This window comes from Campylobacter sp. RM10537, from assembly GCF_022369435.1.
GTDB lineage: Bacteria > Campylobacterota > Campylobacteria > Campylobacterales > Campylobacteraceae > Campylobacter_D > Campylobacter_D molothri.
In genome coordinates this window covers 1,340,300-1,355,536 of the sequence record NZ_CP059597.1, presented here as the reverse complement: position 1 = coordinate 1,355,536, position 15,237 = coordinate 1,340,300, and the positions used below count along the sequence as shown (strand labels likewise).

Here is a 15,237-nt window from a genome sequence, read left to right as displayed (position 1 = left end):
TGATTTTACACTTACTCTCCTAAACTTGGCGTCATTTCGATAATTTTCCAAGGAAGCCCACTAGAATTAAGCTCATCCATGAAAGGCTTAGCATCAAATTCTTCCATATTAAACACGCCTTTACCTTGCCAAATTCCTTTAGCAATGAGTTTAGTCCCTATCATTGCTGGAACTCCTGTAGTATAACTTACAGCTTGTGCGCCAGTTTCTTTATAACATTCTTCATGATTACAAACATTATAAATATAAATTTGCTTATCTTTGCCATCTTTTATTCCACGTATTACACAACCTATATTTGTATAACCTTTAGTTCTTGGTCCCAAGCTTGCAGGATCTGGCAATAAAGTCTTTAAAAATTCTATAGGAATAATTTCTTTTCCTTGATGCATTATAGGTTTAATTCCAAGCATTCCAACGTTTTCAAGACATTTCATATGAGTAAGATAACTTTGGCCAAAGGTCATAAAAAATCGAATTCTTTTAAGCCCTTTAATATTTTTAACCAAACTTTCAAGTTCTTCATGATAAAGCAAATAACTATCTTTAACCCCAATTTCTGGATAATCCCACTCCATTTTTATTTGCATAGGCTCTGTTTCTATCCATTGTCCATTTTCCCAATAACGCCCTTTAGCTGATACCTCACGTAGATTAATTTCGGGATTAAAATTAGTTGCAAAAGCATAACCATGATCACCTGCATTACAATCTAAAATATCAATATAATGAATTTCATCAAACAAATTTTGTTGCGCATAAGCACAAAAAACATTGGTAACTCCAGGATCAAATCCACTTCCTAATAGTCCTAAAATTCCAACTTCTTTAAATTTTTCATTTCTTGCCCATTGTTCTTTATACTCAAATTTGGCCAAATCAGGATGTTCGTAGTTTGCCGTATCTATATAATGAATTCCTGCTTTTATACAAGCATCCATTAAACTTAAATCTTGATAAGGTAGAGCAACATTAAGTAAAATTTGCGCCCCAGTTTTTTTAATAAGCTCTACAACTGCATTACTATCATCAGCATCAATATGAGCAGTTTCAATGTGCACTCCTAAACGTTCTTTAATAAAAGTGGCAATTTCGTCACATTTGCTTTTAGTTCTACTAGCTAAAGTGATTTTAGAAAAAGTATCAGAATTCATCGCACATTTTACGGTAGCTACGCGGCTAACTCCTCCTGCACCTATGATTAAAAGATTTTTCATTATTTATTCCTTTAATAAGCTAAATGCCGTATTATATCATTTTTTACCTTGCTAAAGTAGAATATCAAAATATAATTAAATAAGGGGATTAATGTTTCGTTCTTTTTTTGCTTCTAAAAAATGGGCTTTATGGGCTTATTTAGGACTCTTTTTGCTTTTGCTTTTTTTATATCTTCAAACAAGTTTTAATGTAGCGCTTAATTCTTGGTATAATGACTTTTATAATGCTATACAAAAACCAAAAATTAATGCTATTATTTTAAATTTTGACGAAGCAAAATTTAAACAAAATTTTAAAATCACACCTTCTTTACTTAGAGAACTTCATATTAACTCTAAAGATTATAATCAAAGTCTTATATATGAAAAAGCTAAAGCTAAAAAAATTCAAGAAATTCAAAATGAAAACAAACAAAGACAAGATATTGAGGCTATGCAAAATTCATCCTATATTGACAAAGATATTTTTAAGCAAATTATTACAATTTTAAAAGATCAAAAATCCTATAAAGAACAAAATTCAACTCGAATTTCTCAAGAAATTAAAGATAAAAATATTTTAAAACAAAATTTATCTCTAGATCAAATTAATTCAGTGGTACAAAGCATTATCAAAGCTAACGAACAGGCTCAAAATTCTTTTGAAAATGCGAATTTTATTAATAAATTGGCAATTTATTATTATCAAACCCTATTGCAACATTTTCTTTATACACCCGCAATACTTGAGAAACCTTTCTATGATTTGCAAGATTTTTATTCACTCATTTTTGTTTTTTTAGGAATTGCTATCCCTTATGTTATTATTGCAACAATCAATATTTATTTCGCGAGTATTTATGCTTTTAAATGGCGAGAAGCTATGACTTTTTCTTATTTAAAATTTTGGAAAAATAAAGATGATAATATCGAAGGAAGTTCTCAAAGAATTCAAGAAGATGTTTATAATTTTTCCAAAATTGTAGAAAGCCTTGGACTTTCATTTGTAAAAGCCTTGATGACTCTTGTGGCTTTTATTCCTATTTTATGGAATTTAAGCGATTTAGCTACTAAAGCATTATTTTTCAATTTAAATGAAAATTCAAGTTTATATTTTTTAAAAAATATAGATGGCTTGCTCGTTTATGTTGCTCTTTTTATTTCTTTAGGTGGCTTGATAGCCTCTTGGTTTGTAGGGATTAAACTTCCAGGCTTAGAATATAACAATCAAAAATCAGAAGCAGCTTTTAGAAAAGAATTGGTTTATGCAGAAGATAATCGAAAAGAATTTGCAAAAAACGAAACCATAATAGAACTTTTTACTGGACTTAAATTTAATTACAAAAGGCTTTTTTTACATTATGGTTATTTTAATATTTGGCTAATTTTATTTGAGCAAATCATTGTTATTATTCCTTTTTTAATCATGGCTCCAAGTCTTTTTGGAGGTATTATAACACTTGGAATTGTAATGCAGATAAATAATGCGTTTGATCAGGTAAGAAGTTCTTTTAGTGTTTTTATTACAAATTGGACAACTATTACCCAACTTAGAAGTATTTATAAACGTTTAAAAGAATTTCAAATCAGTATAGATTATAAAATAAAAAATTAAGCAAAAAATTTACTTTTAATTGTGTATAATTAAATATTTTATTTTAATTTATAAGGAGTTTCATTGGACCCCAGTCAGGTTTTTGATTTAAATCAAACTTTACCTTCTTCATCTTTTGATTTAGGATATTCTATATTTATGGTTTTTGTTGCATTATTTTTAGTGCTTTTAAATGGATTTTTTGTTTTATCTGAATTTAGTATTGTAAAAGTAAGACGAACAAAAATCGAAGAAATGATTAAAGAAAAAAAACCAGGTGCCAAAAAGGCATTAGAAGTTACTTCTAAACTTGATACTTATCTTAGCGCTTGTCAATTAGGTATAACTTTAAGTTCCCTTGCTTTAGGTTGGATCGGTGAACCAGCAATTGCAAAAATGCTTGAATCTGCTTTATTAAAACTAGGTTTTAATGCTGTTTTTATCCATACTATTTCTTTTATTATTGCTTTTAGCATTATCACTCTCTTGCATGTGGTTTTAGGAGAGCTTGTGCCAAAATCTATAGCTATAGCTATAGCTGATAAAGCAGTACTTTGGATAGCCAGACCTCTAAATTGGTTTTGGATATTGTTTTTGCCTTTTATTAAAATTTTTGATTTTCTAGCGGCAATTAATTTAAAAATTTTTGGAATTAAACCTGCTAAAGAAAGTGAATTAACCCATAGCGAAGAAGAAATTAAAATCATTGCAAGCGAAAGTCAAAAAGGCGGTATTTTAGACGAATTTGAAACTGAAATTATCCGCAATGCAGTTGATTTTTCAGATACAGTTGCAAAAGAAATTATGACACCACGTAAAGATATGATTTGTTTAAATAAGCAAAAAACTTATGAAGAAAATATGCAAATTATTTGTGATCATAAACACACACGTTTTCCTTATATAGATGGTTCTAAAGATAGTATTTTAGGGATGATTCATATACGTGATATAGTTCAAAATGAACTTAATTCTAAAGATAAAAATTTAGACTCTTTTGTTAAACCTCTTATTTTAGTTCCTGAAAACATCAGTATTTCAAAAGTTTTAGTAAGAATGAATAAAGAAAGATCCCATACTGCACTTGTTGTTGATGAATATGGTGGCACTGCTGGAATTTTAACCGTAGAAGATATTATGGAAGAAATTATTGGTGAAATTAAAAACGAAAATGAAGAAGATAGCTATAAAAAACTCGCTGAAAATATTTATGAATTTCAAGGACGTTGTGATATAGAAACGGTTGAAGAGATGCTTTTAATTAGCTACGATGAAGATCTTGAACAAGTAACTATAGGGGGTTATGTTTTTAATTTATTAGGTCGTTTACCGGTAGTAGGTGATCGTATTGAGGATGAATTGTGCTATTATGAAGTTAAAAAAATGGATGGCAATTCCATAGAACGAGTTAAAATTGTAAAAAAAACTGGCAATGAAGAAGAGATAGATTAACTATTTCTTCTTGTAAATATTATTTTTTATTTCTATGCATTTAAATCCTTGCTTATTTAAGGTTACAACACGCAAATATCCCCCAGCATCAATTTTTCCTTCACATAAAAAAACACGCTTTGCAATTTGAGTTGGTAGTTTTTCTCTGTTTCTGTGTCCGAAAATTTGATAAATATTTTCTTTATTTAAATTGCAAAACTGATTAGCGATGCTTTGACTATTTTCATAATGTCCAACTCCATAAATAAAATCATAACTTGGCATAAAGCTAATCTGAGAAGGATTAGAAGGTAAAACATCCACACCCCCATGAGAACAAAAAATTAATTTATCTTCGAATTTATAGTACAAACATTCTTTTAAATAAGGATAAAATTTCTGTGCATCATTTGGAGTGAGTTTTTCTTTTCTAAAATCTTTTAATGTATTTTCATTAAATTCCTTGGAATTGGCAAATTCTCCATTTGCCCAATTTATAAGATATTTTTCATGATTTCCTTCTAGTAAACACACATTTTCTTTTTCACAAATTTTTAATAAAAATTTTAAAACCTTACCATTTTCTATGCCTCTATTGATATAATCTCCTAAGAAAATATAATACTCATCTTCCTTAATCTTTTTAATATATTCTCTTAAAACGCTATAGCATCCTTGGATATCTCCTATATGATGAATTTTTTTATAATTGCTTAAATTAGGAACCTTATAAAGACATTCCCTCCAATTATCTGGAGCTAAAATTGGATACTTTTTAGGAATTTTCTCTAGTAAAAAATGCATTCTCTCTAAAAGATCATAAGGAATTAAAAAGCCTTTTTCTTTAGCTTTTTGTATATTTTTTTTAAAGCATTGCTCTAAAGAACTTTTAAATTCTACAATATAAATTGAGTAACGATACTTATTTGCTAATTCTTTATAGTTTTTTAAGATTTGATCATATGTATTAACAACACAAAATTCACCTTTTTGCATACGTAATTCTAAAAGAGTGAATAAAATTTTATAAAGTTGAGTATCATCTTTAGTGTTTAAATTTCTATATTCACTCGGAATTTCTTTCACACTTCCAGAAAGAGAGCGAAAAAAATTCAAATCGAGTGTAAAATCTTGCAATTGATTTTCAATGATAAATTCTTCTTGTCCTGCATAATAATTTCCTCGCAGTATGAGCAAAATTCGCAATTTTTTACCTAAATCTTCTTTAAAAATTCTGTTTTAAGAACAATGGTTCCAAATTTATCTACTTTTGCTTCAATTTCATTATCTTTTGAGCTTAATTTAATATTTTTTATTGTTGTTCCTCTTTTTAAAGTAGTACTAGCCCCTTTTACTTTAAGATTTTTAATCACACTTACATTATCTCCTGAATTTAATTCAACTCCATTAACATCTTTAGGCATTTTTTTCCTTTCTTTGATCTAAAATATTTAACATTTGCACAATTAAAGCAAAAATCATGGCAACATAAACATAAGCTTTATTTATATGTATATCAAAACCTTCAGCTACTAACACACCCCCGATTAATACTAAAAATGTAAGTGCTAAAATTTTTATACTAGCATATTTTTCAACAAAATTAGCAATGGGTTTAGAAGCAAAAAGCATTACCCCTACGGCAAAAATTACTGCTATAATCATAATCGTAACATCTTTAGCAATTCCTACAGCTGTAATTACGCTATCTAAAGAAAATACTATATCTATAACTGCTATTTCAGCTATAACTACCCATAATTTATTGCTTGCCTTAAATTGACTTTCATTTTCTTCTTTATGTAGAATTTGATCTTTAATTTCTTTCATTGATTTTACAATCAAAAAAAGTCCGCCAAATAAAAGTACCAAATCTCTACCAGAAATTTCATTACCCACGATATCAAATAAAGGTTTTGTAAGTTTCATAACCCAAAAAAGCGATAAAAGAAGTAAAATTCTTGTTATCATTGCAAAAGCAAGACCTAAAATACGACCTTTATCCCGAGATTTTGGAGGTAATTTAGCTACCAAAATAGCTAAAAAAATGATATTATCGATCCCAAGCACAATTTCAAGCGCTGTTAAGGTAATCAAAACAATCCAAGAATCAAAGTTAAAAATCCATTCAAACATTATTTTTCCTTATTAAGATTCAAATATTTTTATCACGCTATCAGGTAAAATCTCATACTCTAAATCATGAATTTTTTTTTCAAATTCACTAAAATTCATTTCTTCTTTTTCAAAAGCTTTTTGTGAAATGATTTTTCCACCATCAAGTTCTTCATTAACCCAATGCACACTCACTCCAGCTACCTTCATGTCACTCTTAAAACTCTCCTTTATGGCATGAGCTCCTTTAAAAAGTGGGAGTAAGGAAGGGTGAAGATTAATTGCTTTAATATTTTTTGTAAAAATAGGACTTAAAATTCTCATAAATCCAGCTAATATTGTCAAATCTGCTCCACTTTGCTGAATTTTTTCTACCAAAACTTGATCAAATTCTTCTCTAGAAGAAAAATTTTCATGTTCAACAATCACACTTTCAAGTCCATATTTTTTAGCTCTTTGTATACCAAAGGCATTTTTTTTATTACAAAGACAAAGTACTACTTCATAAGTATTACCTCTTATGGTTTTTTGGTGAAGTTTTTCTAAAATATTTTCTAAATTACTTCCGTTTCCGCTAAAAAGAATTGCTAATTTTACAAGCATTTTAATCCTTTTATAAGTTTAATTGCATCAAAGCTATTTTTGTTAAATTTATATTTTTTAGCAACTAAAGCATGGGCTAAACAAGCATTTTTAGCCGCCTTTAAAGCTTTAAATTTAGCCCCTAAAAGTGTAGCTATCATTCCACTTAAAACATCCCCACTTCCACCTTTTGCCAAAGCTTCATTGCCTAGATTAATTACAAATATTTTTTCTTTTTGTATTACAATAGGATTTACCCCTTTAAGAACTAAAACACAATTATAATTTTTAGCAAATTTTTTGGCATAAAAGAAACGATTTTTCTGTAAATTTTCCACACTCAACTCTTCATCAAAGCACATTTTCCAAAGTCTTGTAAATTCTTTAGGATGTGGAGTAATTACAACATCTTCTCTATTTAAATACCACAAAATTGCTTCGCTTAAAAAACAATTGGCATCTAATACCAAAGGAATATTTTGCAATATTTCATCTTTTAAAAAATCTAAATTTTCAAGCCCCATACCCAAAGCTATAGCTGTGGCTTCTTTTGAAATTTTTCGCTTTAGCATTAAAAGAGGAGAGAAAGTTTTTTTAGCAACTAAAGATACAAGTCCGCTCCCAAAATTAAGCGCTCCAAGTCCTGATAAAGTTCCTGCACTTGAATTTCCAACTATATAAACATGACCAAATTTGCCTTTGTTAGAATTTACATTTCTTTTGATCGTTTTTAGATCTTTTTTTTCCAAAAGATTGCATTGACTAGGGGCAAATTTTTTCATATTTACACCCAAATTTAAAAGTTTTATTTTCCCTACAAATTCTTTAGTAAAATCTTCTAATAAAATTTCTTTTAGAGCACCCATACAAACTGTAATATCAGCTTTAAAACAAGGATTAAAATTTAAATTTGTAGGAATATCGCAAGCTATTTTTAAAGCTTTACTTTTATTGATTTTTTCCAACAATAAACAATACTTTTCATCTAAAGCCCTATTAGAACCTGTACCTAAAATACAATCAACAATAATTTTAAATTTATGAATTTTAGGTTCTTTTTTTATCATCTTAAAGCCAAAATTGATTAAAATTTGCTCTTGATGTTTAAATGTATCATTTTCCCTAAGACCCAATTTATAAGCTTTAACTTTTTTAAGATGTCTTATAGCAACAAGCCCATCTGCTGCATTATTACCACCACCTAATAAAAATAAAATTTCAGAATTTTTAACCCTTAATTTTTTAGCTTTTTGTGAAACAAACCTTGCTAAAGCCGCGCCAGCGTTTTCCATTAAAATAGTTTCGCTTAAGCCTTTATTTATAGCATTTTGTTCTAAAAGTCGTATATTATCAGTAATAGCTTTCATCGTCTTTGGCCACTAAAAAATAAATATTTTTTTCTCTTTTTTCTTTAAATTTTTTCATCTTGGATAAAAATTTTTGTATCAAAGCACGAAAATTTTTAAATCCATAATTTTGAGGATTAAAATCAGAATATTTTCTATTCATATTGGTGCGAATTTGAGCATATTCTGCACGACCTTTTTCATCAATAAGTTGTTCTGTTATATTGACTAAAGTCCTTAAATAATCACTGCTTAAAACAGTTTTTTTCTTATTTTCATTTTGATCTAGATAAAAGAATTCGCTAAAGGCATTCACATAAGATTGAATTGATTTTTCAAGCCCCATTCCAATAACTTGCTTTTTATTTTCTCTAAGTTTTTGAATGAGTGAAGTATAATCACTATCACTTGAAACAATTACAAAAATATCAATATTTTTCTCATAAAATATACTCATGATTTCTGTAATCAAATACATATCACTAGAATTTTTATTGGCTGCAAAATTAAATTGTTGCATAGCAATGAGCGAATATTGCGCAATTTGCTCTTTCCAATTTTGGATACTTTTTTGGGTCCAATCTCCATAAATTCGCTTGATAATAATCTCTCCATAATCTGAAGCAATATCAAAAATACTTTGAGCATATTTTGCAGGAATATTTTCCGCATCAATAAAAATAGCTATGCTTTTATTTTCCATCATTAACCTCTTATTCTGAAGCTTAAAGTTTCTAAAATATGACTTTTATTAATAATTTCTTTTTCCTGCAAATCTGCTATACTTCTTGAAACTTTTAAAACTTTATTAATAGATCTTAAAGAAAGGTTATAGCGAGAAATTGCTAAATCAAGTGTTTCTTTAGCATCTTTTTCCAAGGGGCAAAAATTTTGCAAATCTTCATCCTTTAATTTTCCATTAAATTCTTTTTGTCCTCGTTTTTTTCCAAAAATAAAACCTTGCAAAATTTTTTCACTCATTTCTTTAGAAGTTATACTTGCTTTATCATCTTTGCTAATTTCATCCATAGCAACATACAAATCAATACGATCCATCACAGCAGATGAAATATGGTTTTTGTATTTTTTAATTTCATTATCTGTGCAAGTGCAAGATAAATTTTTCGAAAATAAATTAGCACAAGGGCAAGGATTTTGTGCTGCAACAAAACTAAATTTTGTTTCATAAGTAGTCTTAGAATTTACTCTTGAAATATGAATTTTATAATCCTCTAAAGGCTCTCTTAGACTTTCTATGATTTGTTTATTAAAATGCGGAAATTCATCAAAAAATAAAACCCCTCCATTTGCAAGCGCTACTTCTCCAATTTTAGCATTTTTAGCACCCCCTCCAAAAATACTGGCTCTAGTAGAGGTGTGATGCGGATGACGAAAAGCCCTTGTTTTAGCGAATTCACATTCTTTAGAATTTAAAGACATATAAGCATTTTGTATTAACACTTCACTTAAGCTTTGAGGAGGCATAATATAAACTAAGCGTTTTGCACACATACTTTTTCCACTCCCAGGACTCCCCTCAAAAAGTATATTATGCATTCCAAGTGCAGCAATCATACAAGCTTTTTTAGCCTTCTCTTGCCCTTTTACGTCTTTAAAATCTAAATCAAACTGATTATTAGAGATAAAAATTTCACCATTGATTTTTAAAGGATTGTTAAATAAGGGATGATTTTGTAAAAATTTAAATTTTTCATAATTCTTTTCTTTAAAAAATTCAATTGCCTCGTTCAAATTTTCAAGTCCATAAATCTCTAAATTAGGAATCATAGACGCTTTTAAAGCTATGTTTTTTGGGACAACAACTTTAGCATGATTTACTTTAGCAGATAAAAATAAAAGGAGAGAAAAAAGTTCATTTGTACTTTTTATACTTCCATCAAGTCCTAATTCTCCTACTACAAAGAAATCATCTAATTCTTCATTTTGAAGTAAAATAAGTATAGCAATAGCTAAATCAAAATGCGATCCTTTTTTGGGAATTCCTGATGGGCTTAAATTGATAGTAATTTTCTTAGCTGGAAATACAAAATCGCAACTTAAAAGTGTCGCTTTTATACGTTCAATGCTTTCTTTTATCGCTGTATTTGCAAGTCCTACTATACTTAAATTAGGCAAACCTCTTGTAAAGGTTGATTCTACATCAATAATATCTAAATTTTCATCATAACTGATGCATTTTAATTTTTTCATTTAATTTTTTTTTGATTTTTCAATTTCTTTTTAAAATCTTTATCAAATTTTTGTCTTTTTAAAAAAGAAATTTTTTCTATAAATAAATGACCATTTAAATGATCATTTTCATGCTGAATGGCTACAGCTAAGAAATCTTTAGCTTCTAATTCTTTGTGTTCTCCAAAACGATCTTGATATTTTAACAAAATATGATTATAGCGCCGTACTTCTTCAAAAAAATCAGGAATACTCAAGCAACCCTCAGTATAGACAATTGTTTCTTCGCTTAAAGGTATAATCTCAGGATTAATGATTTCAAGCAAATCTTCTTTTTTTTGCTCTCCGTTTTCATCTAGAATATTAACCAATAAGACTCTTAAGGGGATATCAACCTGTATGGCAGCTAAACCTACTCCTTGACTTGCAATCATTGTTTCATACATATCATCAAGCAAATGATGTAAATTTGAATCAAATTCTATAACAGGTTCTGATTTTAAAAATAATCTCGGATTAGGATAAGTAATAATCTTTCTAACCATAAAATGCTATCACCTTAAAAATTACTTAAAACTTTTTTCTAAAACCTTATCGATTAAACCATATTCTTTAGCTTCTTGCGCCGACATAAAAAAATCTCTTTCTGTATCTTTAGCTATTTTAGCAACTTTTTGCTTAGTATTTTCAGCCAAAATATCATTAAGTATAGTCTTAAGTCTTAAAATTTCTTTAGCTTGAATTTCTATATCTGTTGCTTGTCCTCTAGCACCACCTAAAGGCTGATGAATCATAATTCTTGAATTAGGTAATGCAAAACGTTTGCCTTTTGCACCGCAACTTAATAGAAATGCCCCCATAGAAGCTGCTTGACCTATGCAAATAGTACATACATCCGGTTTGATGTAATTCATAGTATCATAAATACTAAAACCGCTTGTAATCACTCCACCTGGAGAGTTAATATAAAGGTAAATATCTTTTTGTGGATCTTCGGCCTCTAAAAAAAGAAGTTGAGCTACAATTGAAGCCGCAAGTTCATCATGAATTTCACCGCTAAGCATTACGATTCTATCCTTTAGAAGTCTAGAATAGATATCATAACTTCTTTCTCCACGACTTGATTTTTCAATAACATAAGGAATAACCATTATTTATCCTCTTTTTGTTTTTTACTCGATTTTTCTGTTTTTGGCATAAAAATATCATTAAAAAGTTTTTCTTCAACCAAAGCCATTTTTACAGCTGGTAAAGCTCCTTGTTTTTTATAATTATCCAAATGTTCTTTTGGATTCATTCCATAACGATATGCCTCAAAATAAATTGCTTGAACAAGTTCTTGATCGCTTACTTCTATATTTCGAATTTTTGCAAGTTCATCAATAATAAAAGTTAATTTTACGCTTTTTTGTGCTTCTTCTTTAAAAGAATCACGTTTTTCTTGATATTTTTCCTTATCAGCTTTAATCTCTTCAATTTCTTTTTCACTAAAAGTATTAAATGCTGCACGGAATTGCATGTCTGTTTCTTGCTCTACTATACCACGCGGTAAATCAAAATTATATTCCGCAATTAAAGCGTCTGCAAATTTAGCTTTTAACTCATCATTTACAAGTTTAAATAATTTTTCATTTTTAATTTGCTCTTTTAATTTTTCCTCTAAAAGCTCTACGCTAGGTTTTTCTTCGTTTGGTAAAAGTTTTTTAACCATTTCTTCATCAAGTTCTGGCATTTTAAGTTCTTGAATTTCATGAAGCTTTACTTTAAATACTGCATCTTTTCCTGCTAAATGAGAAGCGCCGTATTCTTTAGGAAAGGTAACATTAATATCTTTTTCTTCTCCTATTTTCATTCCTACCATACCTTCTTCAAAACCTGGTATAAATTGTTTAGAACCTATTTCTAAAATATAGTTTTCAGCTTTTCCACCATCAAAAGGCTTTTCATCCACAAAACCTTCAAAATCAAATTTAGCAAAATCTCCTTCTTTTAAAGCTCTTTTTGTTTTAATAGCTTCAGGAGTTGCAAATCTTTTTAATAGTTCTTCTTTTTTTTCATCAATTTCTTTTTTTGTAACCTTAGGGGTTTGATATTCTGGGATAAGTTTTTCATAACCATCTAGCTTAAGAACTGGTTTGAAAGAAAGTGCTAATTCTGCAATGATTTCTCCATTTTGACGATCAAATTTTTCAAAATAAGGCTCACCAACAAGCTCTTTGGCTTCTTTTTTTAACTCTTTTAAAGCATTATCTACAGCAGATTTGAAAAGATTTTGTTCTGCATCTTGAGTCAATTCTTTTTCATATCTTTTAAGCACAGCTGCGACTGGAACTTTTCCTGGTCTAAAACCATCCATTTTTATATTTTTAGAAGCTTTTTTTGCTAAATTTTCTACTTCACTTTTAATCATTCCCGAAGGAATTTTTACACTAGCAGTCGCATTTACAGAATCTAATTGCTTTGCTTTTACTTCCATGATTATTTTTCCTTACAAAATAAAATTTAGCTTTAATAATAGCAAATTTTTCCTTATTACTTGCATAAAATTTTAAAGCAATTTATGATAAAATGATAAAAATTAAAATAAACCTTTATGGAGATAATTTTGCAAAAAGAATTTGAAAAATGTATAGCAACTATACTTAAATCCGTAGGAGAAAATCCTAATAGAGAAGGATTGTTAAAAACTCCTAATCGTGTTTTTAAAGCTTTTCAATTTTTAACTAAAGGTTATCATGAAAATATTAAAGATATTTTAAATAATGCCCTATTTGAAAGCTCTAATAATGAAATGGTTTTAGTCCGTGATATAGAATTTTATAGCCTTTGCGAACATCATCTTTTACCATTTTTTGGACGTGTTCATGTAGCTTACATTCCCGATCAAAAAGTTGTAGGTTTAAGTAAAATTCCTCGTTTGGTAGAAATTTTTGCAAGACGTTTACAAATTCAAGAACAACTTACAGAACAAATTGCTGATGCGCTTATGGAAAATGTTAATGCAAAAGGGGTAGGAGTTGTTATAGAAGCACGCCATATGTGTGTAGAAATGCGTGGAGTTCAAAAAGTTAATTCTACTACTTCTACTTCAGCTCTTAGAGGATTATTCTTAAAAAATGAAAAAACACGTAAAGAATTTTTTGAACTTATCAATTCTCCCAAACAGGTTCGTTTTTAAATGAATTTAGAAAAACTTCGATCTAAACTCGGTAAAGAAAATTTAAGTGCCGTTTTTGGAGAGATTACAAAAATATCAGCTACTAGTATAGAAATTCGAGGACTTAAAACAGGGGTTGGAGATATTGTCAAACTTGTTTCTAATGAAAATCCAAATTTAAATACTCTAGCTATGGTTGTAGAAATAAAAGAGCAATTTAGTTATTTAAGTCCTTTTAGTTTTATCGAAGGTTTTAAAATCGGCGATCGTGCTTTTATTAGTGATGCTGGAATGCAAATAGGAGTGAGTGATGAACTTTTAGGGCGTGTAGTTGATCCTTTTATGCGCCCTAAAGATGGAAAAGCTCCTATTGAAGTGAGTAAATATATGCCCATTATGCGTGCTCCTATTGATGCAATGAAAAGAGGTTTAATTGAAGAAGTTTTCCCTGTAGGTGTTAAAACTATTGATGCTTTATTAACTTGCGGAGTAGGACAAAAATTAGGTATTTTCGCAGGAAGTGGAGTGGGAAAATCTACTCTTATGGGTATGATAGTTAAAAATTCAAAAGCTCCTATAAAAGTGGTAGCTCTAATCGGTGAAAGGGGTCGTGAAATTCCTGAGTTTATTCAAAAAAATTTAGGTGGAAAACTTGACGATACTGTTATTATCGTAGCAACGAGTGATGATAGTGCTTTGATGCGTAAATATGGTGCATTTTGTGCTATGAGTGTAGCAGAATACTTCAAAGAACAAGGTAAAGATGTTCTTTTTATTATGGATAGTGTAACACGTTTTGCCATGGCTCAAAGAGAAATAGGACTTGCCCTAGGAGAACCTCCTACAACCAAAGGATATCCGCCTAGTGTTTTAAGCCTTTTGCCACAATTGATGGAAAGAACCGGAAAGGAAGAGGGAAAAGGCACCATAACAGCCTTTTTTACTGTTTTGGTAGATGGGGATGATATGAGTGATCCTATTGCAGATCAAAGCAGATCGATTTTAGATGGACACATAGTTTTGAGTCGAGAACTTACTGATTTTGGAATTTATCCCCCTATTAATATACAAAATTCAGCTTCAAGGGTTATGGGAGATATCATCACACCCGAACACAAACTCTTAGCAAGAAAATTTAAAAGATTAAATTCTTTATTAAAAGAAAATGAAGTTTTGCTTCGTATTGGTGCTTATCAAAAAGGAAGCGACAGAGAACTTGATGAAGCTATTGCTAAAAAAGATTTTATGCAAAAATTTTTAGGACAAAATCCTGAAGAAAGTTTTGAATTTGATGAAACTATAAAACTTTTAGAACAAATCGATTCAACTCCTCAAAATACAAATATGGGTAGTATGAATGCTGTTTTACCAAATCCAAATCAATCCTAAATAATAAATTTTCTAAAACTTTTTACTTTAAATTATTCTCAAAAATTAAAAATATTAATATTAAAAATAAATTTTTAAAAATTTTTTATCATTAAAAGTAACAAAAAATAAATGATTTAATTTAAAAAATTTAATATAAATTTTTTTAAACATGATGAATATTTTATGAGTATTTTTGTAACATTTTTTAATATCAATTTTTGATTTTTAATAAATTTTATTTATTTTTAATTTTTA

The 15,237-nt window shown here is 28.9% G+C and carries 15 protein-coding genes; 4 read left to right on the top strand and 11 right to left on the bottom strand.

Going from position 1 to position 15,237, the window contains the following annotated elements; genetic code table 11:
- Positions 1-11: 11 nt before the first annotated feature.
- Entirely contained in the window at positions 12-1,217 is a 1,206-nt protein-coding gene (locus CMOL_RS06825; RefSeq protein ID WP_200279708.1) for a saccharopine dehydrogenase family protein, read from the bottom strand.
- Between the two features lie 91 nt (positions 1,218-1,308).
- Here CMOL_RS06825 and CMOL_RS06820 point away from each other — a divergent pair, with 91 nt between their 5' ends.
- Together CMOL_RS06820 and CMOL_RS06815 are read left to right on the top strand one after the other, a co-directional pair.
- Positions 1,309-2,811, top strand: coding sequence for a putative transporter (locus tag CMOL_RS06820; RefSeq protein WP_239820204.1), 1,503 nt, complete (start codon positions 1,309-1,311; stop codon positions 2,809-2,811).
- Between the two features lie 63 nt (positions 2,812-2,874).
- Positions 2,875-4,242, top strand: coding sequence for a hemolysin family protein (locus CMOL_RS06815; RefSeq protein WP_200279702.1), 1,368 nt, complete (start codon positions 2,875-2,877; stop codon positions 4,240-4,242).
- Here the strand turns inward: CMOL_RS06815 and CMOL_RS06810 are convergent, their stop codons facing one another.
- From CMOL_RS06810 to tig, 10 genes are read right to left on the bottom strand one after another with little or no spacing between them, the layout of a single operon-like run.
- Entirely contained in the window at positions 4,243-5,427 is a 1,185-nt protein-coding gene (locus tag CMOL_RS06810; RefSeq protein ID WP_239820203.1) for a metallophosphoesterase family protein, read from the bottom strand. It lies immediately after the preceding gene.
- Between the two features lie 8 nt (positions 5,428-5,435).
- On the bottom strand, positions 5,436-5,645 hold the full coding sequence (locus CMOL_RS06805; protein WP_239820202.1) for an alkylphosphonate utilization protein: 210 nt from the start codon (positions 5,643-5,645) through the stop codon (positions 5,436-5,438).
- Positions 5,638-6,357 (bottom strand): TerC family protein, encoded by a 720-nt coding sequence (locus CMOL_RS06800; RefSeq protein ID WP_239820201.1) that lies wholly within the window; start codon positions 6,355-6,357, stop codon positions 5,638-5,640. The genes CMOL_RS06805 and CMOL_RS06800 overlap by 8 nt, the downstream gene beginning before the upstream one ends.
- 12 nt (positions 6,358-6,369) lie before the next feature.
- Positions 6,370-6,939: a phosphoribosylglycinamide formyltransferase gene (purN, locus tag CMOL_RS06795; RefSeq protein ID WP_239820200.1), complete on the bottom strand. Its 570-nt coding sequence runs from the start codon at positions 6,937-6,939 to the stop codon at positions 6,370-6,372.
- On the bottom strand, positions 6,930-8,285 hold the full coding sequence (locus CMOL_RS06790) for an NAD(P)H-hydrate dehydratase (protein WP_239820199.1): 1,356 nt from the start codon (positions 8,283-8,285) through the stop codon (positions 6,930-6,932). The genes purN and CMOL_RS06790 overlap by 10 nt, the downstream gene beginning before the upstream one ends.
- Entirely contained in the window at positions 8,269-8,967 is a 699-nt protein-coding gene (locus tag CMOL_RS06785) for an NYN domain-containing protein (protein WP_200279685.1), read from the bottom strand. Before CMOL_RS06785 ends, CMOL_RS06790 begins: the two co-directional genes overlap by 17 nt.
- 2 nt (positions 8,968-8,969) lie before the next feature.
- Positions 8,970-10,475, bottom strand: a complete 1,506-nt coding sequence (locus tag CMOL_RS06780) for a YifB family Mg chelatase-like AAA ATPase (RefSeq protein WP_239820198.1) — start codon at positions 10,473-10,475, stop codon at positions 8,970-8,972.
- Positions 10,472-10,999 carry a peptide deformylase gene (gene def, locus CMOL_RS06775; protein ID WP_239820197.1) on the bottom strand — a complete coding sequence of 176 codons (528 nt, stop codon included), beginning with the start codon at positions 10,997-10,999 and terminating at the stop codon, positions 10,472-10,474. The genes CMOL_RS06780 and def overlap by 4 nt, the downstream gene beginning before the upstream one ends.
- A gap of 21 nt (positions 11,000-11,020) precedes the next feature.
- The gene (gene clpP / locus CMOL_RS06770; protein ID WP_200279676.1) at positions 11,021-11,605 is read right to left on the bottom strand and encodes an ATP-dependent Clp endopeptidase proteolytic subunit ClpP; all 585 of its coding nucleotides are present in this window, start codon (positions 11,603-11,605) and stop codon (positions 11,021-11,023) included.
- Entirely contained in the window at positions 11,605-12,930 is a 1,326-nt protein-coding gene (tig, locus tag CMOL_RS06765; RefSeq protein WP_239820196.1) for a trigger factor, read from the bottom strand. Before tig ends, clpP begins: the two co-directional genes overlap by 1 nt.
- A 129-nt stretch (positions 12,931-13,059) precedes the next feature.
- Here tig and folE point away from each other — a divergent pair, with 129 nt between their 5' ends.
- Together folE and fliI are read left to right on the top strand one after the other, a co-directional pair.
- Positions 13,060-13,632: a GTP cyclohydrolase I FolE gene (gene folE / locus CMOL_RS06760; RefSeq protein WP_200279671.1), complete on the top strand. Its 573-nt coding sequence runs from the start codon at positions 13,060-13,062 to the stop codon at positions 13,630-13,632.
- Positions 13,633-15,000 (top strand): flagellar protein export ATPase FliI, encoded by a 1,368-nt coding sequence (gene fliI / locus CMOL_RS06755; protein WP_200279668.1) that lies wholly within the window; start codon positions 13,633-13,635, stop codon positions 14,998-15,000.
- The last annotated feature ends 237 nt before the right edge of the window (positions 15,001-15,237 follow it).